This is a genomic window from Ruminococcus sp. Marseille-P6503 (genome assembly GCF_900604945.1).
Classification (GTDB): Bacteria; Bacillota; Clostridia; order Oscillospirales; family Ruminococcaceae; genus FB2012.
Genome location: NZ_UWPB01000001.1, coordinates 108,471 through 125,861, shown reverse-complemented (window position 1 = coordinate 125,861; position 17,391 = coordinate 108,471). Strand labels below are relative to the sequence as shown.

Genomic DNA, 17,391 nt, shown 5'->3' with positions numbered 1-17,391 from the left:
GCTTCTGCCTTAATTTTGCGCTTAATTCAAGCATAACTATCCTTGAATTAATTTCACACCGTATCAAAAAATAATAACAGCGGAGCAAGCCGCCTTTATGACAGTAACAGACCTGAACCATGTTTTAACGAAATAAATCGGAATTTTGCTGCGCAAACCACAAAATATTGAAAGGAGGTAGCGTAAAAATGAAGATCAGTTCGATTGCCAAGGGAATTTCCGTCGGACTTACCGCAGGAGCGATAACTTATGCCGTTGCAAATGCGACGTCAAGAGAAAAACGCCGTTTGAAGTCCAACGCCGGACGCGCGCTTCACGCCATAGGAGATATGGTAGAAGGCATTAATATGATGATGAAATAATTTCAGAATGCCGCAGAAAACGCTGCTGCGGCTACATACATTTTACGCCAAAATCCCCGTAAGCCTCTGCTGAAATCCCCGCGTTTCTTAAATTTGTTTACAGCATATATTGTGTTGTGCAATATTAATCGCCGCATTCATTTGGCTTTAAGCTCAAAACACAGCAATCAGCCGTAAAGCCGCAGTTTTTTCGACGTTTTTTTATTGACTATCGCACTGCGGCTGTGATATAATCCATGTACCAAACGCAGTATTTTCAAATCAAGCTAAAATTTTTGTACACCTGCTGAAAGGCGACCCCATAATCAGCAGCGCAAGGGAAAATAAAAACAACAGGAGGATGGTAAAATGAAACTTAAAGTAAACAAGCTTGCTCTTTCGCTTGCAGCGGCAGTTCTTATAGCGACTTCGCTGCTTTCGCCGGCTACTTCGGCTTCGGCAGACAACGAGATAACCCTGACCGCGGACAAGACCTCGGCAAAAGAAGGCGAAAGGCTCAATGTTACCGTCGGATTTATACCGAACGAAACGGGCGCGGCTGGCTTTACTGTAAATCTGCATTACGATCCGAACAAGGTAGAGGTTTACATTCCAGCGGAAACAGATTCGGCATACAAGGCGGACAGCAAATTCTCCGTTGTGACCGATTACGCTTATTCAAAGGGAATCGTCAGAATAATCGGCGCAAATCTTGTCAACTCAAACATAACCTCCGCTACCGACCTTGCGCTTGCTACCTTTACGGTCAAAAGCGGCGCAAACGGAAAAATAAGCTTCTGGACAGAGGTTGAAAACATGGTTTCTTCAAGCGGCTCAGGGTACATAAGCTCTGCATATTCCGCTCCGACGGAAGCTTCTCCCCTTACGGTAAGCATTTCTGATTCAGCGGCTTCCGGCTCTGACAACACTGAGCTTTCTAGTCGGGAAGAAGCCGGCAAACCGTCAGCCTCAGAGCGAACAACGGCAAAAACGGTATCCGATACCGATTCCGAAGCGTCCACCCCGGAATCAAAAACCGTAACTTCGGCTGATCCCTCCGATTCGAAGGTTCTCCAGACTGACGACGCTTGTCCGGTTTTTACATATGAAACCCAAGACAGCGATTTTAATTCCGAAAAGCCTGTAGGCTGCTCCTTCAGCCTGTCAGATTATATAACTGATTTTTCAAAGCTTTACAGCATTAAGGTAAATATTTCTACCAGCGGAAGCGTAAACGGCGGGATCGGTATGCTTGTCAACGGTCGGTGGCAGTCGTACGGCAATATGACGCACCGATCAGGCAGTGATACATGGACCTCCGGCTGTATTGACCCAAATTCTGTTTCCGGCGATATTTTCGTACAGCTTTACTTTCTCAAGGAAAATTCCGAATTTTCTGTTGAAGCTATAGAAGCTGTTCCTATAAATTCGTCCGAAAGCGCAAATGAAACGGACGCCTCCTCTGATTCAGATAACAGCGGTTCTGACTTTGAACACGGTACAGAAACGGAATCTGCCGTCAGCGCGGACAGAGAAAGTCAGGCGGTTGAAAACGCGGCGCTAAGCGCAGCTCAGGAAGCGGAAAAAAATTCAGATATCTCTTCCCCGGACGTTAATCCTTCCACCGGTATAAAGAGCCGTCCCTTGCGGATAATCGTTACATTGGTATGCACAGCCGAAATACTGTGGTCGCTGTTCGTTGTGATTTATAACAGGATAAATGAAAAAGAACAAGACTAAACCTATATAAACCGCCGGATTCATTTTTATTTCGGCTCCGGCGGTTTATTACCGCGTCAGTCAAACACTTATATTTTACTAAATACCGCGCTTATACCCTCACAAATTTTGTGTATAATCCCAAATCAGAAAAAATATTCTATTATTTTATTGACATTTTTCGACACATAATATATAATATCATACATAAAATAACGGTTAAAAATATTTTTTTAACAGAAAGGGGAGGGTTTATATCACTTCGCTACAAAAGCTGATATATAATTTTGACAATGAGATCAAAGACGTTTTAAAACATAACAAAAAATATCAGGAGGCATATTCCGAGATCTTTAAGATCCTGTCGGAATGCAGCGCCGACAAACAGCAGCAGCAGAAAATCGACAGCCTTATAGGCGAAATGCTTACCGCAGAATCGGACGGCTCATGGACTGCCGGAGTAAGATTCGGAGTAAGCTTTATTATTGAAACATTATCATGTAATCATAATAACGGGGAAAATTAAAAAGGCGATGCGGATAAACCGCAGCGCCTTTTCATCAACTCTGTCCTCTTAAATTCCACCTTCTCCATACGCGTTCCAGAAGCGGAGCCTGTTATTTATTTTTTCCTTTAAAAATAACTCCCGTTACCTTCGGACCCGCGTTAATTGCGATAGCCGCGCCTATCTGAAAATATTCAGCCGGCGGATAGCCCAGTTTTTTGGTAAGCGCCCTTGCAATCTCGTCCCGCACGCTTTCATCGTTTCCGTAAACAACGCAGTACGGCGTCTGAGGTATGATCTCGTCGGCGCAAAGCTCTACGATCTTAGGAACTATTGCCTTGTCGCCCCTGACCTTGCTTTCTGTCGCTATTTTATGGTCATGTATCCTCATAACGGGGCGCAGTCCCATTACTTCTCCGACAAAAGCCGCGGCTGACGGTATCCTGCCGGATTTCTTGGCGTATTTCAGCGAATACGGCGCAAAAAAGATCACGCAGTTCTCCACCCAGTCCTGTATATAATCCACCGCTTCCTTTGCGGTACAGCCTCTCCTGATTTTAGCGGCGGCCTGCAAAATCGGAAAACCGTAGCCTCCAGTATATCCCTGGCTGTCGATATTGTAAATATGACATTCGTCTTTAAGCTCGGGGTGCGACTCGAAAAAATTAGCTGCTGCCATAACGGCGTTTCCGTAAGTCGCGCTTCCCTCGCTGTTTATAGTTACATTTATAATATCGGTATAGCCGTCCGCAAAAATCTTTTCAAATATTTCCTCATACTCAAAGACGGTTATCTGCGAGGTTGCCGGAAGTCCGTCAAACTCGTCCATCATCTTATAAAACTTTTCGTTGTCAAAGTCAATTCTGCTTACATAGCTTTTGTCGCCCATTGCGACCTTAAAGGGCACGACCTGAATGTCAAATGCCTCCTCCTGTTCCTTGGTAATGTCACACGCAGAATCTGTCAGCAGTTTAATTTTTGCCATTGTTCCTACACGCTCCCTGACAGAGAGCGTCCCTCCTTTCGTGCTGTCGGTAACCGGACCTCTATTCTGTAACGATAGGTTAATCCGCGGTATTTAAATCATATACAAAGCTTTCGTATCCCTGTTTCCTGTAACAAATCACACTGTTTAATCTATTGATTTTTTATCCTCCTGAAATCAGGAGAAGCTCTAATCCAAGCGGTAATCCCTCAGCTTTCCCTCCCTGCCAAGATCGGGATAATCCCACTGCCGCAGAACCTCATAGCAGGCGATGGCGGCGGAATTTGAAAGGTTAAGGCTTCTCAGCTCGTCCCTCATCGGTATTCTGACGCACTTTTCATAATTCTCAGCCAGCAGCTTTTCCGGAAGACCTTTATCCTCCCTGCCGAAAATTATGTACACGGCTTTATCCGCAGGATAGCTTACGTCGCTGTGCACCTTTTTTCCTTTGGTCGTAAAAAAATAGTATTCTCCGTTATTATGCCTGAAAAATTCACCGATATTATCATACTGAAAAATATCAAGCTTGTCCCAATAATCAAGCCCGGCGCGCTTCAGATGTTTATCGGTTATTTCAAAGCCGTAAGGCCTTACAAGATGAAGAGCCGCGCCCGTAACCGCGCAGGTTCTGGAGATATTACCCGTATTCTGCGGTATCTGCGGTTCTACCAGAACTATATTAAGCTTATGCATTTTACACGTCCTCAGCTAAAAATTCTCAGAGCCTGGCTACAGATCGGTGAAATCCGACAGCTCCTGATACCCAGTAAGCCACGGCAGCTGAGTTTCGAGCATTATACCGTCAGTCCACTTGGTTCCGTAGCTGTAGGTTGTTTTTATTGCAAGCTGGGTAAAGGAAGTAGCCCTGTTCATAGCGATAGGCAGACTGTCGCCCTTGAGCAGACCTCCGATAAGAACGCTTGCGAACATATCTCCGCTGCCCGAATAGCTTATGGGAACATAATCGTTGATTATCTTCCAGAAGCTGCTTTTTTCTTTATCATAGCCTAAGGTGGCGATCCCTCCCTCGGCAACGGGAACGCTTGTGATTACCACAGTTCCAGGTCCAAGCTCCGCAAGCCTTGCAAGCCACGATTTCGCTTCGCTGCTGCGCATAGGAGCGGACGGGTATTCCTCCCCCAGAAGTATTGCCGCCTCCGTAAGGTTAGGGGTAATAATGTCGGCTACAGCCGCAAGCTCGCTCATTCTGTCGCACATATCCTTAGTATAGGTAGCGTAGCATTTGCCGCCGTCTCCCATTACCGGATCCACTACCTTGAGCGCTTGGGGATAGCTTGCGAAAAAGTCCAGACAATGGTCTATCTGCTCTCCGGACGCGAGAAATCCGCTGTAAATACAGTCAAATTCAGTCCCGAGCTTTTTATAATGCTCAAGAGCGGGGCTGATATAATCCGTAAGATCCCTCATTACGAACTCGCCGTAACCGGTATGAGCCGAAAGCACGGCGGTAGGTACCGGACAGACCTGAACGCCCATAGCCGACAGCACCGGAATTATTACGGTAAGCGAACATCTGCCTATTCCCGAAATATCATGTATTGCCGCAACTCTTTTTGGACCTGTCATAAAAACGCCGCGAACGCATTGAATGTAAAAAACAATACGAACCCGTCTTCCTCCGTTTCTGTTCAAATATAGCTTGTGTATTCCCGGCTTGGAGCTCAAGCCCCCGATCATAGCTTTAAAGCTTTTCAGCAGTATTTTCAAGCTCTCACGTTATGATTTCCTAACCGATATATTTTATATTATAACACACGCCCCTCTGATTTTCAATAGTTTTTTAAAATTCGCCCGCTGACCGGCTGTAATGCCGCAATAATCCCTGAGTCAGTTGCATAAATCGATCAAAAGTAGTATAATACTAAAAGCAGACGGATAACAAGCATATATTTTATTCGGCTCAGATACAGTCAAAACCGTTTAAAACGGAATCAGACAAAAATAAAGGAATGATTGGATGAAATCAAGAATAGTAACGGCGAAGCCACTGATATTAAGCTTTAACCTTGCTCCCGAAAAGCATACCGCTCTGACGGCGCTCTGCTCAGAGGAAAATATTGAATACCGGACGGTAACAGCGTCCCAGTCCTGCGAACAGATAGGGTTTTTGTGCGGCTTTCCGGGTTTCAAGCAGCGCAACGCCGTATGTGAAAATCCTCCCGCAGAGGAATGTATAATTTTCAACGGAATAGACCGCCGTCGGCTTGACAATTTTATAAAGGCAATGAGAAGCGCCTCGGTAAGCGTCAGCCTTAAGGCGGTATGCACTCCCACTAATCAGGCATGGACGCTTTCCGCGCTGATCGGCGAGCTTTCCAAGGAGCATAAAGCTTTGAACGGAGGCTTCGGAAATTGACAAAGCCGAAAAATAAATATATGGGCATAATCTGCATTATACTTTCCGCTTTCTGCTTTGCGCTTATGTCGGTATTCGTAAGATTGTCAGGAAAGCTGCCCACTATTCAGAAAACCTTTTTCAGAAACCTTATAGCCTTGTTTTTCGCGCTGTTTATTCTGAAAAAGGATCATATTCCGTTCAGAATAACCCATAAAAGCAACCGTCCGATACTCTTTGTGCGGGCGCTGGCAGGTACTGCCGGAATGCTGTTCAATTTTTACGCCATTGACCGCATGGTGCTTTCGGACGCTTCCATGCTGAATAAAATGTCGCCTTTTTTCGTGATATTATTCTCCTTCCTTTTCCTTAAGGAGCGTCTAACCGCTTTTCAGGCAATAACGGTGATATGCGCGTTCATAGGCAGTCTTTTTATTATCAAGCCCAGCTTTTCAAACGTTGAATTTTTCCCCGCCCTTATTGGGTTCCTCGGAGGAATGGGCGCCGGACTTGCATATACCTGCGTAAGATATCTGGGAAGCCGGGGCGAAAAGGGCGCCTATATCGTCGCGTATTTTTCAGCCTTTTCATGTCTTTTCTGTCTGCCGTTCATGATTGCGGATTTTCAGCCCATGTCCGCTTCCCAGCTTCTCTGCCTGCTTGGCGCGGGAGCTGCCGCCGCCGGAGGTCAGTTCGCTATCACCGCCGCCTATACCTACGCCCCTGCCAGAGAAATTTCCGTTTACGATTATTCCCAGCTTATTTTTACAACGATTCTGGGCTACATTTTGTTCGGCGATGTTCCCGACCGCTGGAGCTTTTTCGGATACGCGGTAATAATTCTTATGGCTGTGCTTGTATTTTTCTACAATAACGTATGGCATAATACAGACGCAAAAAAATCATAAACCAGATATCATTCCGGCGTAATATAACCTGGCGCCGATGTTAAGCAAGCTTACATCGGGCTTTGCTACGAATCAAATTATACCGATTGCCAAAATAAACGAGCCTGCCTTCTTTGAGAAGCAGACTCGTTTTATTGCTTTTCAGACCCTTTTTCTGAAAATTGCTTTTAAAAGCCCCGCCGCTTTGACCTTTGGCTTATAAAAATGCTGATAATCCTTTGACTCCTTCCACTCTCCGCCCCATTTCCATCCGTGAGCGGTAAAAATTCTATAGCATATATCGTTCCTGTCTATTTTGTGCGGAAAATCCTTAGTCCTGTCGGCATAGGGCAGTGCGTTTTCAGGCATTACTCTGCCGCCGGCTATATAGGGATTATACAGCGGATTTATATCGACCGCCCTGCCGAAGCCGTGAAGAGAGATCGTATCCGTTCCGGCAACGGTTCTGTAGTTGAAGCATGAGGTATTGTTATCCGCCATTATTCTGTCGTCGTCTCCGCCGTATTCATCGGCAAGACGTATCTTTTCTATTGGGTAAGCGGCTTCATAAAGCTCCCTGAAAATATTAAGCATATCCTTGGAAAGCCTTTTGCCGCATATCAGCTCCCCTACCTGAGTATTCCCTTCAAAATCAATATAGCCTACCCTCAGATAGGAAAGCTCGGAAAGCTTTATATGCGGATTCTCGCGGTAGGTCACGCCGCTAATCCTTTTGATCACGCTTTCCGGCAGCTCCTGCGAAGTAAATACCGGTATCATATCCCCCTCCTGTTTTGCTTTTACCTTTCGCACTTCCATAGAAAAGCCGAATACGGCGGCAGCTCGCTTCCGCCGCCGAAGTCGTGCTCCTTTCCGGTTATCAGATCAACCGCTCTTCCGCAGCGGGCGTCGAAGTGTGCGGTAAAGCTTTCGCCGTCTGCGTTTATCGCCGCAAGCACCCGTTCTCCCTCAAACTCACGCTCAATAATGCACTGCTTGTTCGTAAGCACAGGAACGGAAAGCGAGCCGCGGCAAAGCGCCCTGCTTTCCCTGTGAGCCTTTGCAAGTGCGGATATCCATTGGGTAAGCTCATTGCTCACAGGCTTATCAAAGGATACTCTCAGAGCCGGATCGCCCTGGCTTTTATCAGCCTTCTCTCCCCATTCCGAGCCGTAATAGATACACGGTATTCCTGGCATTGCAAACATAAGCGCATAAATAAGCGGCAGGTGCTTTTCGTTTTTAAGCACGCTTGCTATTCTTGAAACGTCGTGATTGTCCACAAAGGACAGCAGGTGCATTCCCCTGTAGCGGCACCAGTTTTCAGGCCCGAACTGATTTTTCAGCGAATGACATATCTCAAACATATTCATGCTGTTAAAGCTGGAATGAAGCCCCTTATAGCATTCGTAGTTGGTGGCGCTGTCAAGCATTTCAGGATTTACCCAGCGGGCGTAGTCGCCGTGGAGCAGCTCTCCCAGCAGGAAGAAATCCGGCTTCAGCGACTTACAGAAGCCGTGCAGCTCTTTAAGAAAATCAAAATCAAGGCAGTAAGCAACGTCGAGCCGCAGACCGTCTATATCAAATTCCTCGGTCCAGCCTCTTATGCAGTCCATTATATGATTTACGACCTCTCGGTTGCGGAGATTAAGCTTAACAAGATCGAAATGACCCTCCCAGCCCTCGTACCACAAGCCGTCGCCGTAATTTGAGCTTCCGCCGAAATCAATATGGAACCAATCCTTATAGGGCGACGCTTCCCTGTTTTTCAGCACGTCCTGAAAAGCCCAGAAGCCCCTGCCCACATGATTGAACACTCCGTCAAGCACTATCTTTATTCCGTTTTCATGCAGCTCCCTGCAAACCTCGGCAAAATCCCCGTTCGTTCCCAGACGGCAGTCGATCCTGCGGTAATCCCTCGTATTGTAGCCGTGAGTATCCGACTCAAACACAGGCGAAAAATAAACCGCGTTGCAGCCGAGCTTCTTTATGTGAGGTATCCATTCGCTCACCTTGCTTATTCTGTTCTTTACGACCCCGTCGTTTTCAAACGGAGCTCCGCAGAAGCCCAGCGGATAGATCTGATAAAATACGCTTTCATATGCCCACATTTTCACAACATTCCTTTCCGGTTACGGTATTCAGAGAAAACAGTATTCCGCCGATTCCGTCGGAGCATTCTCTGAATGCCTTAATTGCAATAATTTTTCCGTTTTATCTGGACAATAATAATTATATCAGATATTCTATGTTAATACAATACTGATTTTACAGCAAAATTTTCAAGATATTTGTGTATTATGCACAATTCTTGACTTTTCACAGCTAAAGTGATATGATAAAATGTGCAAAAAAACCTGAGCAATATTCCGGTTATTGTACAATAAGCGGATAAAAATAACATAGTTTACCTTGGAATTTTTTGGAAAATATTATGAAATAAGAAACGGAAAGGAGTGCATATTCCCTTAACAAGAATATGATATATATGAAAAAAATATTAGTGCTTTTTACCGGAGGCACCATCGGCAGTATTTCTGACAACGGCGTCACCGACGTTGACGAAAGCGGAAAATATCTGCTTATAAGCCAGTATGAAAGCATTTACGGACACAGTATTGAATTTGAATGCCGCAGGATCATGAATATTCTGAGCGAAAACATAACCTCCTGCGAATGGGAGCTGCTTGCAGACGAGCTTTCCCGCATTGATTTTAAAGCCTATTCCGGAGTAATCATAACTCACGGAAGCGATACTCTTGCTTATACGGCGGCATTTGTAGGAATGCTGTTCAGACATTCTCCCGTTCCGGTGATACTTATTGCCGCAAACCGTCCTCTCAACGAAAGCGGAACAAACGGGCTTTATAATTTCTCCTGCGCCGTAAAGATAATTTCAGACGGAAAATACCGCGGCGTTTTCACCGTCTATGAAAAGGTCTATCTTTCTACCCGTATGCTTCCGGCGGATACCTGTCTTGACAGGTTTTCCTCCTACGGCGGAGATGAGTTTTACCGTATAAGCGAAGAAATGCTGAGAAAACGCTTTGAGCCTCTGCTGAGAAAGCCGTTGAAGCTTGAAAAGAGCGTGCTTAAAATATACGGCTATCCGGATATTGATTTTACAGCCTATAACATTCCCGAAAGCGCGGGCGCGGTACTGTTCGTCCCTTATCACAGCGCCACCGCCTGCACGGACAGCAAAAGCTCCGGCAGGAATATAACTCTGCTGGCTGAAAAATGCAGTGAAAGGAAAATACCGCTGTATGTGTGCGGCGTGAAAAGCGGAGGAAACATCTACGCTTCTCTGGATAAAATGCTTAAAGCCGGTATCAAACCGTTAGGCAGAATATCCGACGTTTCAGCATATATAAAGCTGCTTATCGGAATAAATCAGACAGAATATCCCACAGAACAATTCATGAACACCGACATTTACTTTGAAACGGTAAAATAGCATAGGGATTGAAAATAACAGACTTAAAAACATAAGAGGGCGGTTCGTTGCCGCCCTCTTATATTATATCAGCGCCTTATATCTCTTTTCAGAAGCCTGATTTTTGCAAAAGCTATTCCTTTTCTCCGCCCATTACCTTTACCATAACGGCTTTCTGAGCGTGCAGACGGTTTTCCGCCTCTTCAAATATTTCGTCGGCGTGAGCCTCGAATACCTCCGCGGTGATCTCCTCCCCGCGGTGAGCAGGCAGACAATGCTGAACCATTGCGTCAGGCTTTGCGGCAGCCATTATTTCGTCGTTTATCTGGTAGCCCTTGAACGCTGCCTTGCGCTTCTCCGTTTCAGCTTCCTCGCCCATTGAAGTCCAGACGTCCGTAAACAGAACGTCTGCATTTTCAGCAGCCTTAAGAGGACTGTCCGTTATAAAGAATTTTTCTCCGTACTTCTTCGCAAACTCAAGAACCTCCCGGGCAGGACGGTAATCCTCAGGACAGGCAACGGATACCTCCATTCCAACCTTAAGGCATCCCACGATAAGAGAATTCGCCATATTGTTTCCGTCGCCTATATAACACATCTTGAGTCCGTCAAAGCGCCCTTTGAATTCACGAATCGTCATAAGGTCGGCAAGCACCTGACAGGGATGGCAGAAATCCGTAAGTCCGTTGATTACGGGGATAGAACCGTATTCCGCAAGATCCTCAACCTCCTTCTGTTCAAAGGTACGGATCATAATACCGTCAATATAGCGTGAAAGCACCCGCGCCGTATCCTGAACAGGCTCGCCGCGTCCGATCTGAAGATCGCGGTTTGAGAGAAACAGCGCCTGTCCGCCCAGCTGATACATTCCCGTTTCAAAGGAAACACGGGTACGGGTGGACGACTTCTGGAAAATCATTCCCAACGTCTTGCCTTTAAGCAGATGATGCTGGATTCCGTTCTTGTTTTCATATTTAAGCTGATCCGCAAGATTCAGAATATCAACGATCTCCTCCTTTGACAGATCGAGCATTTTCAGCAAATGATTCATATTAATTACCTCCATTAAATATTTGTCCGCCGAAATACATATTCAGACCGCTTTAAAAGCATGCCTTATACGCGTCAGACGGGTAAGACTTATGCGGCGCCGTTTAACTCGGAGCCAAGCCCAATGTAAGCTTGCTTAACATCGGCTGCGACAGGGCAGCCTCACCGCGGGAGCTTTAGCTCATCGGTGAATAGGTTATAAAAGCACCTTTTTAAGTATCTCTATCCCCTTATCAATTTCTTCATAGGAAATTGTAAGAGGCGGCAGAAATCTCAGCTTTTCCTTTGCGGTAAGGATCAGAAGTCCGTTTTCAAGGCATTTTCCGCATATCTCTCCTGCCTTTTTAGTCTTAAGCCTTACGCCTATCATAAGCCCCAGACCGTCGACGCCCTCAACCTCGGGAATCTGAGCAAGCTTTTCCCTGAAATACTCAGCCTTTCTGTTTACCTCCTCAAGGAAGCCCTCGCCTGATACCTTATCCAGTACGGCGTTTCCTCCCGCGCAGGATATAGGATTTCCTCCGAAGGTAGACCCGTGAGTTCCCGGCGTAAGCACGTCGCAGCATTTTTCGTCCGCCAGACATACTCCTATAGGAACGCCGCCGGCAAGACCCTTGGCAAGAGTGCATATATTCGGACGTTTTCCGTAGTTTTCACCTGCGAGCAGCCTGCCCGTTCTTCCCACTCCGGTCTGAACCTCGTCGCCGATTGTAAGAATATCTCTTTTTCCGCATTCCTCAAAAATCGCGTCCACAAAATCCTGCTCAAGAGGAACAACTCCGCCCTCCCCCTGAACAAATTCAAACATAACGGCGCATACCTTTCCGTCGTTTTCCTCAAGCTTGACCTTCAGATCGCCGATATCATTCGCTCTGACATTTACAAAGCCCCCGACAAAGGGAAAGAAATAGTTGTGGAAAACCTCCTGTCCGGTAGCGGAAAGGGTGGCGAGGGTTCTGCCGTGAAAGCTGTTTACCAGAGTAATGATAATATTTCTTCCGGCTTCCCTGCCGTATTTATCAAAGCTGTATTTTCTCGCAAGCTTTATCGCGCACTCGTTGGCTTCGGCGCCCGAATTGCCGAAAAACATCTTGCTGTATCCTGTAAGAGCGCAGAGCTTCTCCGCAAAATCAGCCTGAACCTTTGTGTAATAGTAATTCGAGGTATGCTGAATTTTACGCGCCTGCCCGCAGACAGCCCTTACCCAGTCCTCATCGCAGAAGCCCAGACTGTTGACTCCTATGCCCGAGCCGAAGTCTATGTATTCCTTTCCGTTTTCATCTACGGCAATACGGCTTTCGCCCTTTTCAAGCACCAAATCGTACCGTCCGTAGGTAGGCATAACGTGCCCGTTGAACTGTTCGATCGTATTCATTTATATAATCATTCCTTTCCGCCGCGCCCGCTGTTTGAGGCTGACTGCAAAAGCACAGGTCTGTTCGTCATACTGACAAAATCCCTGATATTCTGCTGACCCTCGTGTCTGTCATACAGCGAGCCGAATCTGATATTATCAGGTAAACTGCGTTCCGATACCCTCGTTTGAAAGCAGCTCTATAAGAATTGAATGAGGCACTCTTCCGTCTATGATAGAGGTCCTTTTTACTCCCCTTCTTACAGCCTCGACGCAGCAGTCTATTTTGGGTATCATTCCGCCGCTTATTATTCCCGTCTTTTTCAGATACGGAACATCGCTTACCTGAACAAAAGGAATAAGCGTTGAATCGTCGTCCTTATCCTGAAGCAGTCCCGGAATATCAGTCATCAGAATCAGCTTTTCCGCTCTGAGACAGGAGGCTATCCTTGCCGCCGCGGTATCGGCGTTTATGTTATACGCCTGTCCGTCCTCGGAAGTGCCTACTGTCGCGATTATCGGAACATAGCCGTTGTTAAGCGCGTCGATAATAGGCTTTGTGGTTATCTTTTTGATCTCGCCGACATAACCCAGATCAACATCTCCATGAAACTTCTCTGCAAGTATCATCTGTCCGTCGCAGCCGCACAGTCCGAGAGCCTTTCCGCCGTAAAGCTGAAGCGCCGATACAAGCTCCTTATTGACCTTACCGCACAGAACCATTTTTACAATATCTATGGTTTCCCTGTCGGTATATCTCAGCCCTCCGATAAACCTGCTTTCGATTCCGACACGCTTGAGCATTGAATTTATCTCCGGCCCTCCGCCGTGAACCAGCACTACCCTGATACCTACCTCGGTCAGCAGAACGATGTCGCTCATTACCGCCTCTTTCAAGGCGTCGTTTGTCATTGCATTACCGCCGTATTTTATAACAACAACCTTGTCGTGGTATTTCTGTATATACGGCAAAGCGTCGATCAATATCTGACTTCTGATACTGTTGGCAATTTCCATTTAACATCTTTCCTTTTTTGATTTATTTACGGCTGCTCCGAATTATCCGTATATTCCGGTATATCATCTGAATCCTGATAGAATTTCGAGGCACGCTCGCTGATAATCTTATATGCCGTCATGCTATCGTATACATATTCCAGCTTGGTTTCCATTGCATAATCCGGACTTTCACTGTAGCCGCCGCCCATAAAGCCAAGCATGTGATTCCTGCTCTTGATCATTATCGTTCCCGTATCGTCAGCTTCAGCTGTCAGTTCAACGCTGAATATATCCTCATAATATACCGACGCCGGCTTCCTTAACAAAAAACTTATGATACGCTTATCGGTGACGGCGTAATAATAGTCTGAATCAATTCCCAGTATCATCAATAAGCCTATAACCGCAATAGGCAAGGCTATTATTGCAGCCAGATGATTGCCGGAGCTATAAACAATAAACGTCCATAATGCCGCAAAGGCCGCTATGCCAAGCCCCAGCAGTCTTGATTCCAGATTGCTTTTTATCTCTTTTTTGCCGGTCCACAGAATACATTCGTCACCGTCAAGATATTTTATAAATTTGTCCGAATAATCCGCGCTCGTGTAATAAGTCCTTTTTTTCTTTCCCATTATAATCCCCCATTTTATTTTTTAGTCCGTCTTTGATTTACGATCTGTAATCTCCGTTTATTCTCACATAATCGTAGGTCAGATCACAGCCCCATGCCGTCGCGCTGCCGCTGCCGCTGCCGACGGAAATATCAACGGCAATCTCGTCCTGTGCAAGGATTTTTGCGGCCGCTTCCTCAGAGTATCCGATCACAAGACCCTTTTCGCCGACCTTGATCCTGCCGGCCTGAGAACCGATATAAACGTCGACATCATTTACGTCAAATTCAGCGTCCGCATATCCCAGAGCGCAGAAAATACGTCCGCAGTTAGCGTCCTCTCCGAAAATCATAGACTTGAAAAGAGCCGAGGATATAACGCTCTTGGCTATCTTTATCGCCTCGTCCGTATCCTTTGCCCCCGAAACGCTGCACTCAATAAGCTTTGTAGCGCCCTCGCCGTCCTTGGCAAGGAGCCTTGTAATATTCATCATCACTATGTAAAGCGCCTGCTTAAAGACCTCAAAATCCTTTCCCTCCGAAACGATCTCAGCGTTCCCCGCAAGCCCGTTCGCCATAACCATGCACATATCGTTAGTAGACTGATCTCCGTCTATGGAAAGACAGTTGTAGGTTACCTTTACAACCTCTGAAAGCGCCTTTTGAAGCATATCGGCGGAAATATCGCAGTCGGTGGTGATAAAATTCAGCGTTGTCGCCATATTCGGGTGGATCATGCCGCTACCCTTTCCCATTCCTCCGAGGCGGCATACCTTTCCGTCCAGCTCAAACTCCACCGCGACCTCCTTTTTGAAGGTATCGGTAGTCATAATAGCTTCGGCGGCTTTTTCGTTTCCCCTGTAGGAAAGTCCCATAACGAGATCGTTCATCGCGTTTTCTATCGGCTCTATCGGAAGCTCCTCTCCGATAACCCCAGTTGAGGCGACAATTACCTCCTCCGCTCTGATACCTAAAGCTTCCGAAGCAAGGCGGCACATTTTTTCCGCCTTTTCCTCGCCGTCGGCGTTGCAGGTATTGGCGTTCTTTGAATTGACTATGACCGCTTTTGCCTTTCCCCCGGACTCCGCAAGATTTCTCCTTGTTACCGTAACAGGCGCGCCCTTTACCTTATTCTGAGTGTAAACTCCCGCCGCGTTGCACATTGCGTCGGAAACTATCATTCCCAGATCATTTTTGCTGCCTGACAGAGGACTTTCATTTCCGTCGGCCACGGCAGATTTTTTAATGCCGCAGTAAAGCCCGTTAGCCTTAAAGCCGCCGGCGGCGCACACTCCGCCGTCTATATATTTGTACCCTTCAAAATCCTTCATTTTCTATACCTCGTTTCCATGCTAATATATCGATGTCTGTAAAGCGTTTGAATAAACAATGCCCCTCCGCGGCTGTATTCCTTTAGCCTCAAACAGCTGTGAAACGGTTGCAAATCCGAAGCCCCGTCCAAGCATTTCAGGTATTATTATATCAAGCGCTTCAACGGTAGCATAGTTGTTTTCCATATCGTGAAGCAGTATGATATCTCCGTCCTTGACCTGGTCAAGTATCAGCCTCGCTCTTTCCTCCGCCGAAACCTCCGACTCCCAGTCGTTTGCTCCTATTCCGGCAATAAACGGCAAATCGGTATTTTCAAACATGATGTCGTTTACCGCAATATAGGGCGGTCTGAAAAACGCGGGAAAGCTGCCCGTAAATGCGGCTATTCTCCGTGAGGTTTCAGCAATATCCTTTTTTATCTCCTCAGCCGTCAGCTTTGTCATATCGGCATGAGCGAACGAATGATTGCCTATTTCACACCCGGCGCGAAAGACGTTTTTCATAATCTGCTCCGATTCAGAATTTATATTGCTTCCCACCGCGAAAAACGAACCGATTATATTATATTTCAAAAGCTTTTCCAAAACCAGCGGAGTTATAGACGTATTCGGACCGTCGTCAAAGGTGAGAGCGGCAATTTTTTCTCTGCCAGCGGCATAATTTCTGCCTTTCATCGTTCCAACACCTCTCTGATGTTTTTCATTGACTCATCGTCATAGCCAAATTTATCAATATCCTCGTCTGATATATCCCTTTCGGCTTCAGGAGCAAACTGAGCGACCAGAGCGTCGACCTCCGCGCCGTTTACTTCAGGCTTTTATATTTTATCTGCTTCTATATCTGTCAGCCCAAAAAGCAATAATTACATATCAAAGCCCCTCGGCTTCGTCAATTCCCAGCATAATATTCATATTCTGAACCGCCGCTCCGCTTGCTCCCTTGCCAAGATTGTCAAGCCTTGAGCAGAGCAGAATCTGCTCCTCGTTTCCGCACACGAAAATCTGCATATCATTGGTGCCGGCAAGCGTATTCGCGGCTAAAAATCCGTCGGGAAGAATTTCCTTTCCGCCAAGCTCCATAACCCTTACAAAGCGCTGTCCCTCATAGTGAGCGGACAGGATGCCGTGAATGTCGGCAGGCGTGTAATTCTTGTTCAGCGCCCTTGAGATCAGAGGAACGGTTACGACCATTCCTTGGTAATAATCGTCAACGATCGGATTGAACATAGGTCTGTATTTAAGTCCGCATACCGACTGCATTTCCGGCAGGTGCTTATGCGTCTGCCCCAGAGCGTACTGACGGGGAGAATACATTTCAGCAGTCTTTGCCTCTCCCTCCATTGCGGCTATCATTTTCTTTCCGCCTCCGCTGTAGCCGGAAACCGCATGAGCGGTAAGCGGATAATCCTCCGGCAGCGCCCCCGCCTTTACCAGCGGGTAAACAAGGCTTATAAAGCCGCTTGCATAACAGCCGGGATTCGCCACCCTTTTAGAACGGGCAATGCGTTCCCTGTGTTCGCGGGAAAGCTCCGGAAAACCGTAATCCCATGCGGGATCCGTCCTGTGAGCGGTAGAAGCGTCGATTATTCTTACGTTTGGATTTTCCGCAAGCCTTGCCGCCTCTACAGCCGCCGCGTCCGGCAGACAGAGAAAGGTTATATCCGACTGATTTATAAGCCTTCCGCGCTCGTTTACATCCTTTCTCTTTTCCTCGTCAATAGCAAGTATTTCAAGGTCGCCGCGGTTTTCAAGCCGTTCAACTATCTGAAGCCCGGTAGTGCCCTCCCTGCCGTCTATAAAAATCTTTGTTTTCACCTA

Annotated in this window: 17 protein-coding genes; 5 read left to right on the top strand and 12 right to left on the bottom strand. The window is 46.7% G+C overall.

All coding sequences use genetic code 11. The features are described 5' to 3' along the window. Positions 1-188: 188 nt before the first annotated feature. Together EIH25_RS12340 and EIH25_RS00510 are read left to right on the top strand one after the other, a co-directional pair. A complete protein-coding gene (locus EIH25_RS12340; RefSeq protein ID WP_164489113.1) occupies positions 189-362 on the top strand; it encodes a hypothetical protein in 174 nt (57 codons plus the stop codon). A 348-nt stretch (positions 363-710) separates the two neighbouring features. Next, positions 711-2,081, top strand: a complete 1,371-nt coding sequence (locus EIH25_RS00510; protein WP_124097987.1) for a cohesin domain-containing protein — start codon at positions 711-713, stop codon at positions 2,079-2,081. Positions 2,082-2,677: 596 nt separating this feature from the next. Here EIH25_RS00510 and EIH25_RS00505 read toward each other — a convergent pair. From EIH25_RS00505 to EIH25_RS00495, 3 genes are all read right to left on the bottom strand, one after another. Continuing rightward, on the bottom strand, positions 2,678-3,550 hold the full coding sequence (locus EIH25_RS00505; RefSeq protein ID WP_124097986.1) for a DegV family protein: 873 nt from the start codon (positions 3,548-3,550) through the stop codon (positions 2,678-2,680). 189 nt (positions 3,551-3,739) lie between these two features. Continuing rightward, positions 3,740-4,243, bottom strand: coding sequence for a tRNA (cytidine(34)-2'-O)-methyltransferase (locus EIH25_RS00500; RefSeq protein WP_124097985.1), 504 nt, complete (start codon positions 4,241-4,243; stop codon positions 3,740-3,742). Positions 4,244-4,279: 36 nt separating this feature from the next. Beyond that, positions 4,280-5,137 (bottom strand): pyridoxamine kinase, encoded by an 858-nt coding sequence (locus tag EIH25_RS00495; protein WP_124097984.1) that lies wholly within the window; start codon positions 5,135-5,137, stop codon positions 4,280-4,282. A gap of 391 nt (positions 5,138-5,528) precedes the next feature. Here EIH25_RS00495 and EIH25_RS00490 point away from each other — a divergent pair, with 391 nt between their 5' ends. Together EIH25_RS00490 and EIH25_RS00485 are read left to right on the top strand one after the other, a co-directional pair. Continuing rightward, entirely contained in the window at positions 5,529-5,927 is a 399-nt protein-coding gene (locus EIH25_RS00490; RefSeq protein WP_124097983.1) for a DUF3783 domain-containing protein, read from the top strand. A gap of 20 nt (positions 5,928-5,947) precedes the next feature. After that, the gene (locus EIH25_RS00485) at positions 5,948-6,814 is read left to right on the top strand and encodes a DMT family transporter (protein ID WP_124099603.1); all 867 of its coding nucleotides are present in this window, start codon (positions 5,948-5,950) and stop codon (positions 6,812-6,814) included. Positions 6,815-6,955: 141 nt separating this feature from the next. On the opposite strand, the gene EIH25_RS00480 is transcribed toward EIH25_RS00485, so the two are convergent. Both EIH25_RS00480 and EIH25_RS00475 read right to left on the bottom strand, forming a co-directional pair. Next, entirely contained in the window at positions 6,956-7,573 is a 618-nt protein-coding gene (locus tag EIH25_RS00480) for a M15 family metallopeptidase (RefSeq protein ID WP_124097982.1), read from the bottom strand. A gap of 20 nt (positions 7,574-7,593) precedes the next feature. Next, positions 7,594-8,904 carry an alpha-amylase family glycosyl hydrolase gene (locus EIH25_RS00475; RefSeq protein ID WP_124099601.1) on the bottom strand — a complete coding sequence of 437 codons (1,311 nt, stop codon included), beginning with the start codon at positions 8,902-8,904 and terminating at the stop codon, positions 7,594-7,596. A 377-nt stretch (positions 8,905-9,281) separates the two neighbouring features. Between EIH25_RS00475 and EIH25_RS00470 the strand changes: the two genes are divergently transcribed. Then, a complete protein-coding gene (locus EIH25_RS00470) occupies positions 9,282-10,250 on the top strand; it encodes an asparaginase (RefSeq protein WP_164489112.1) in 969 nt (322 codons plus the stop codon). A 112-nt stretch (positions 10,251-10,362) separates the two neighbouring features. Here the strand turns inward: EIH25_RS00470 and argF are convergent, their stop codons facing one another. From argF to argC, 7 genes are all read right to left on the bottom strand, one after another. Beyond that, positions 10,363-11,280 (bottom strand): ornithine carbamoyltransferase, encoded by a 918-nt coding sequence (gene argF, locus EIH25_RS00465; protein WP_124097980.1) that lies wholly within the window; start codon positions 11,278-11,280, stop codon positions 10,363-10,365. Positions 11,281-11,475: 195 nt separating this feature from the next. Then, positions 11,476-12,654: an aspartate aminotransferase family protein gene (locus tag EIH25_RS00460; RefSeq protein WP_124097979.1), complete on the bottom strand. Its 1,179-nt coding sequence runs from the start codon at positions 12,652-12,654 to the stop codon at positions 11,476-11,478. Between the two features lie 138 nt (positions 12,655-12,792). Continuing rightward, complete coding sequence (argB, locus tag EIH25_RS00455; RefSeq protein ID WP_124097978.1) at positions 12,793-13,650, bottom strand: acetylglutamate kinase; 858 nt, start codon at positions 13,648-13,650, stop codon at positions 12,793-12,795. Between the two features lie 26 nt (positions 13,651-13,676). After that, on the bottom strand, positions 13,677-14,264 hold the full coding sequence (locus EIH25_RS00450) for a hypothetical protein (protein WP_124097977.1): 588 nt from the start codon (positions 14,262-14,264) through the stop codon (positions 13,677-13,679). A gap of 37 nt (positions 14,265-14,301) precedes the next feature. Beyond that, positions 14,302-15,573, bottom strand: a complete 1,272-nt coding sequence (gene argJ / locus EIH25_RS00445) for a bifunctional glutamate N-acetyltransferase/amino-acid acetyltransferase ArgJ (protein WP_124097976.1) — start codon at positions 15,571-15,573, stop codon at positions 14,302-14,304. Positions 15,574-15,594: 21 nt separating this feature from the next. Further along, positions 15,595-16,248, bottom strand: a complete 654-nt coding sequence (locus tag EIH25_RS00440; RefSeq protein WP_124097975.1) for a polysaccharide deacetylase family protein — start codon at positions 16,246-16,248, stop codon at positions 15,595-15,597. A 195-nt stretch (positions 16,249-16,443) separates the two neighbouring features. Further along, positions 16,444-17,388: an N-acetyl-gamma-glutamyl-phosphate reductase gene (gene argC / locus EIH25_RS00435; RefSeq protein WP_124097974.1), complete on the bottom strand. Its 945-nt coding sequence runs from the start codon at positions 17,386-17,388 to the stop codon at positions 16,444-16,446. Between the last annotated feature and the right edge of the window lie 3 nt (positions 17,389-17,391).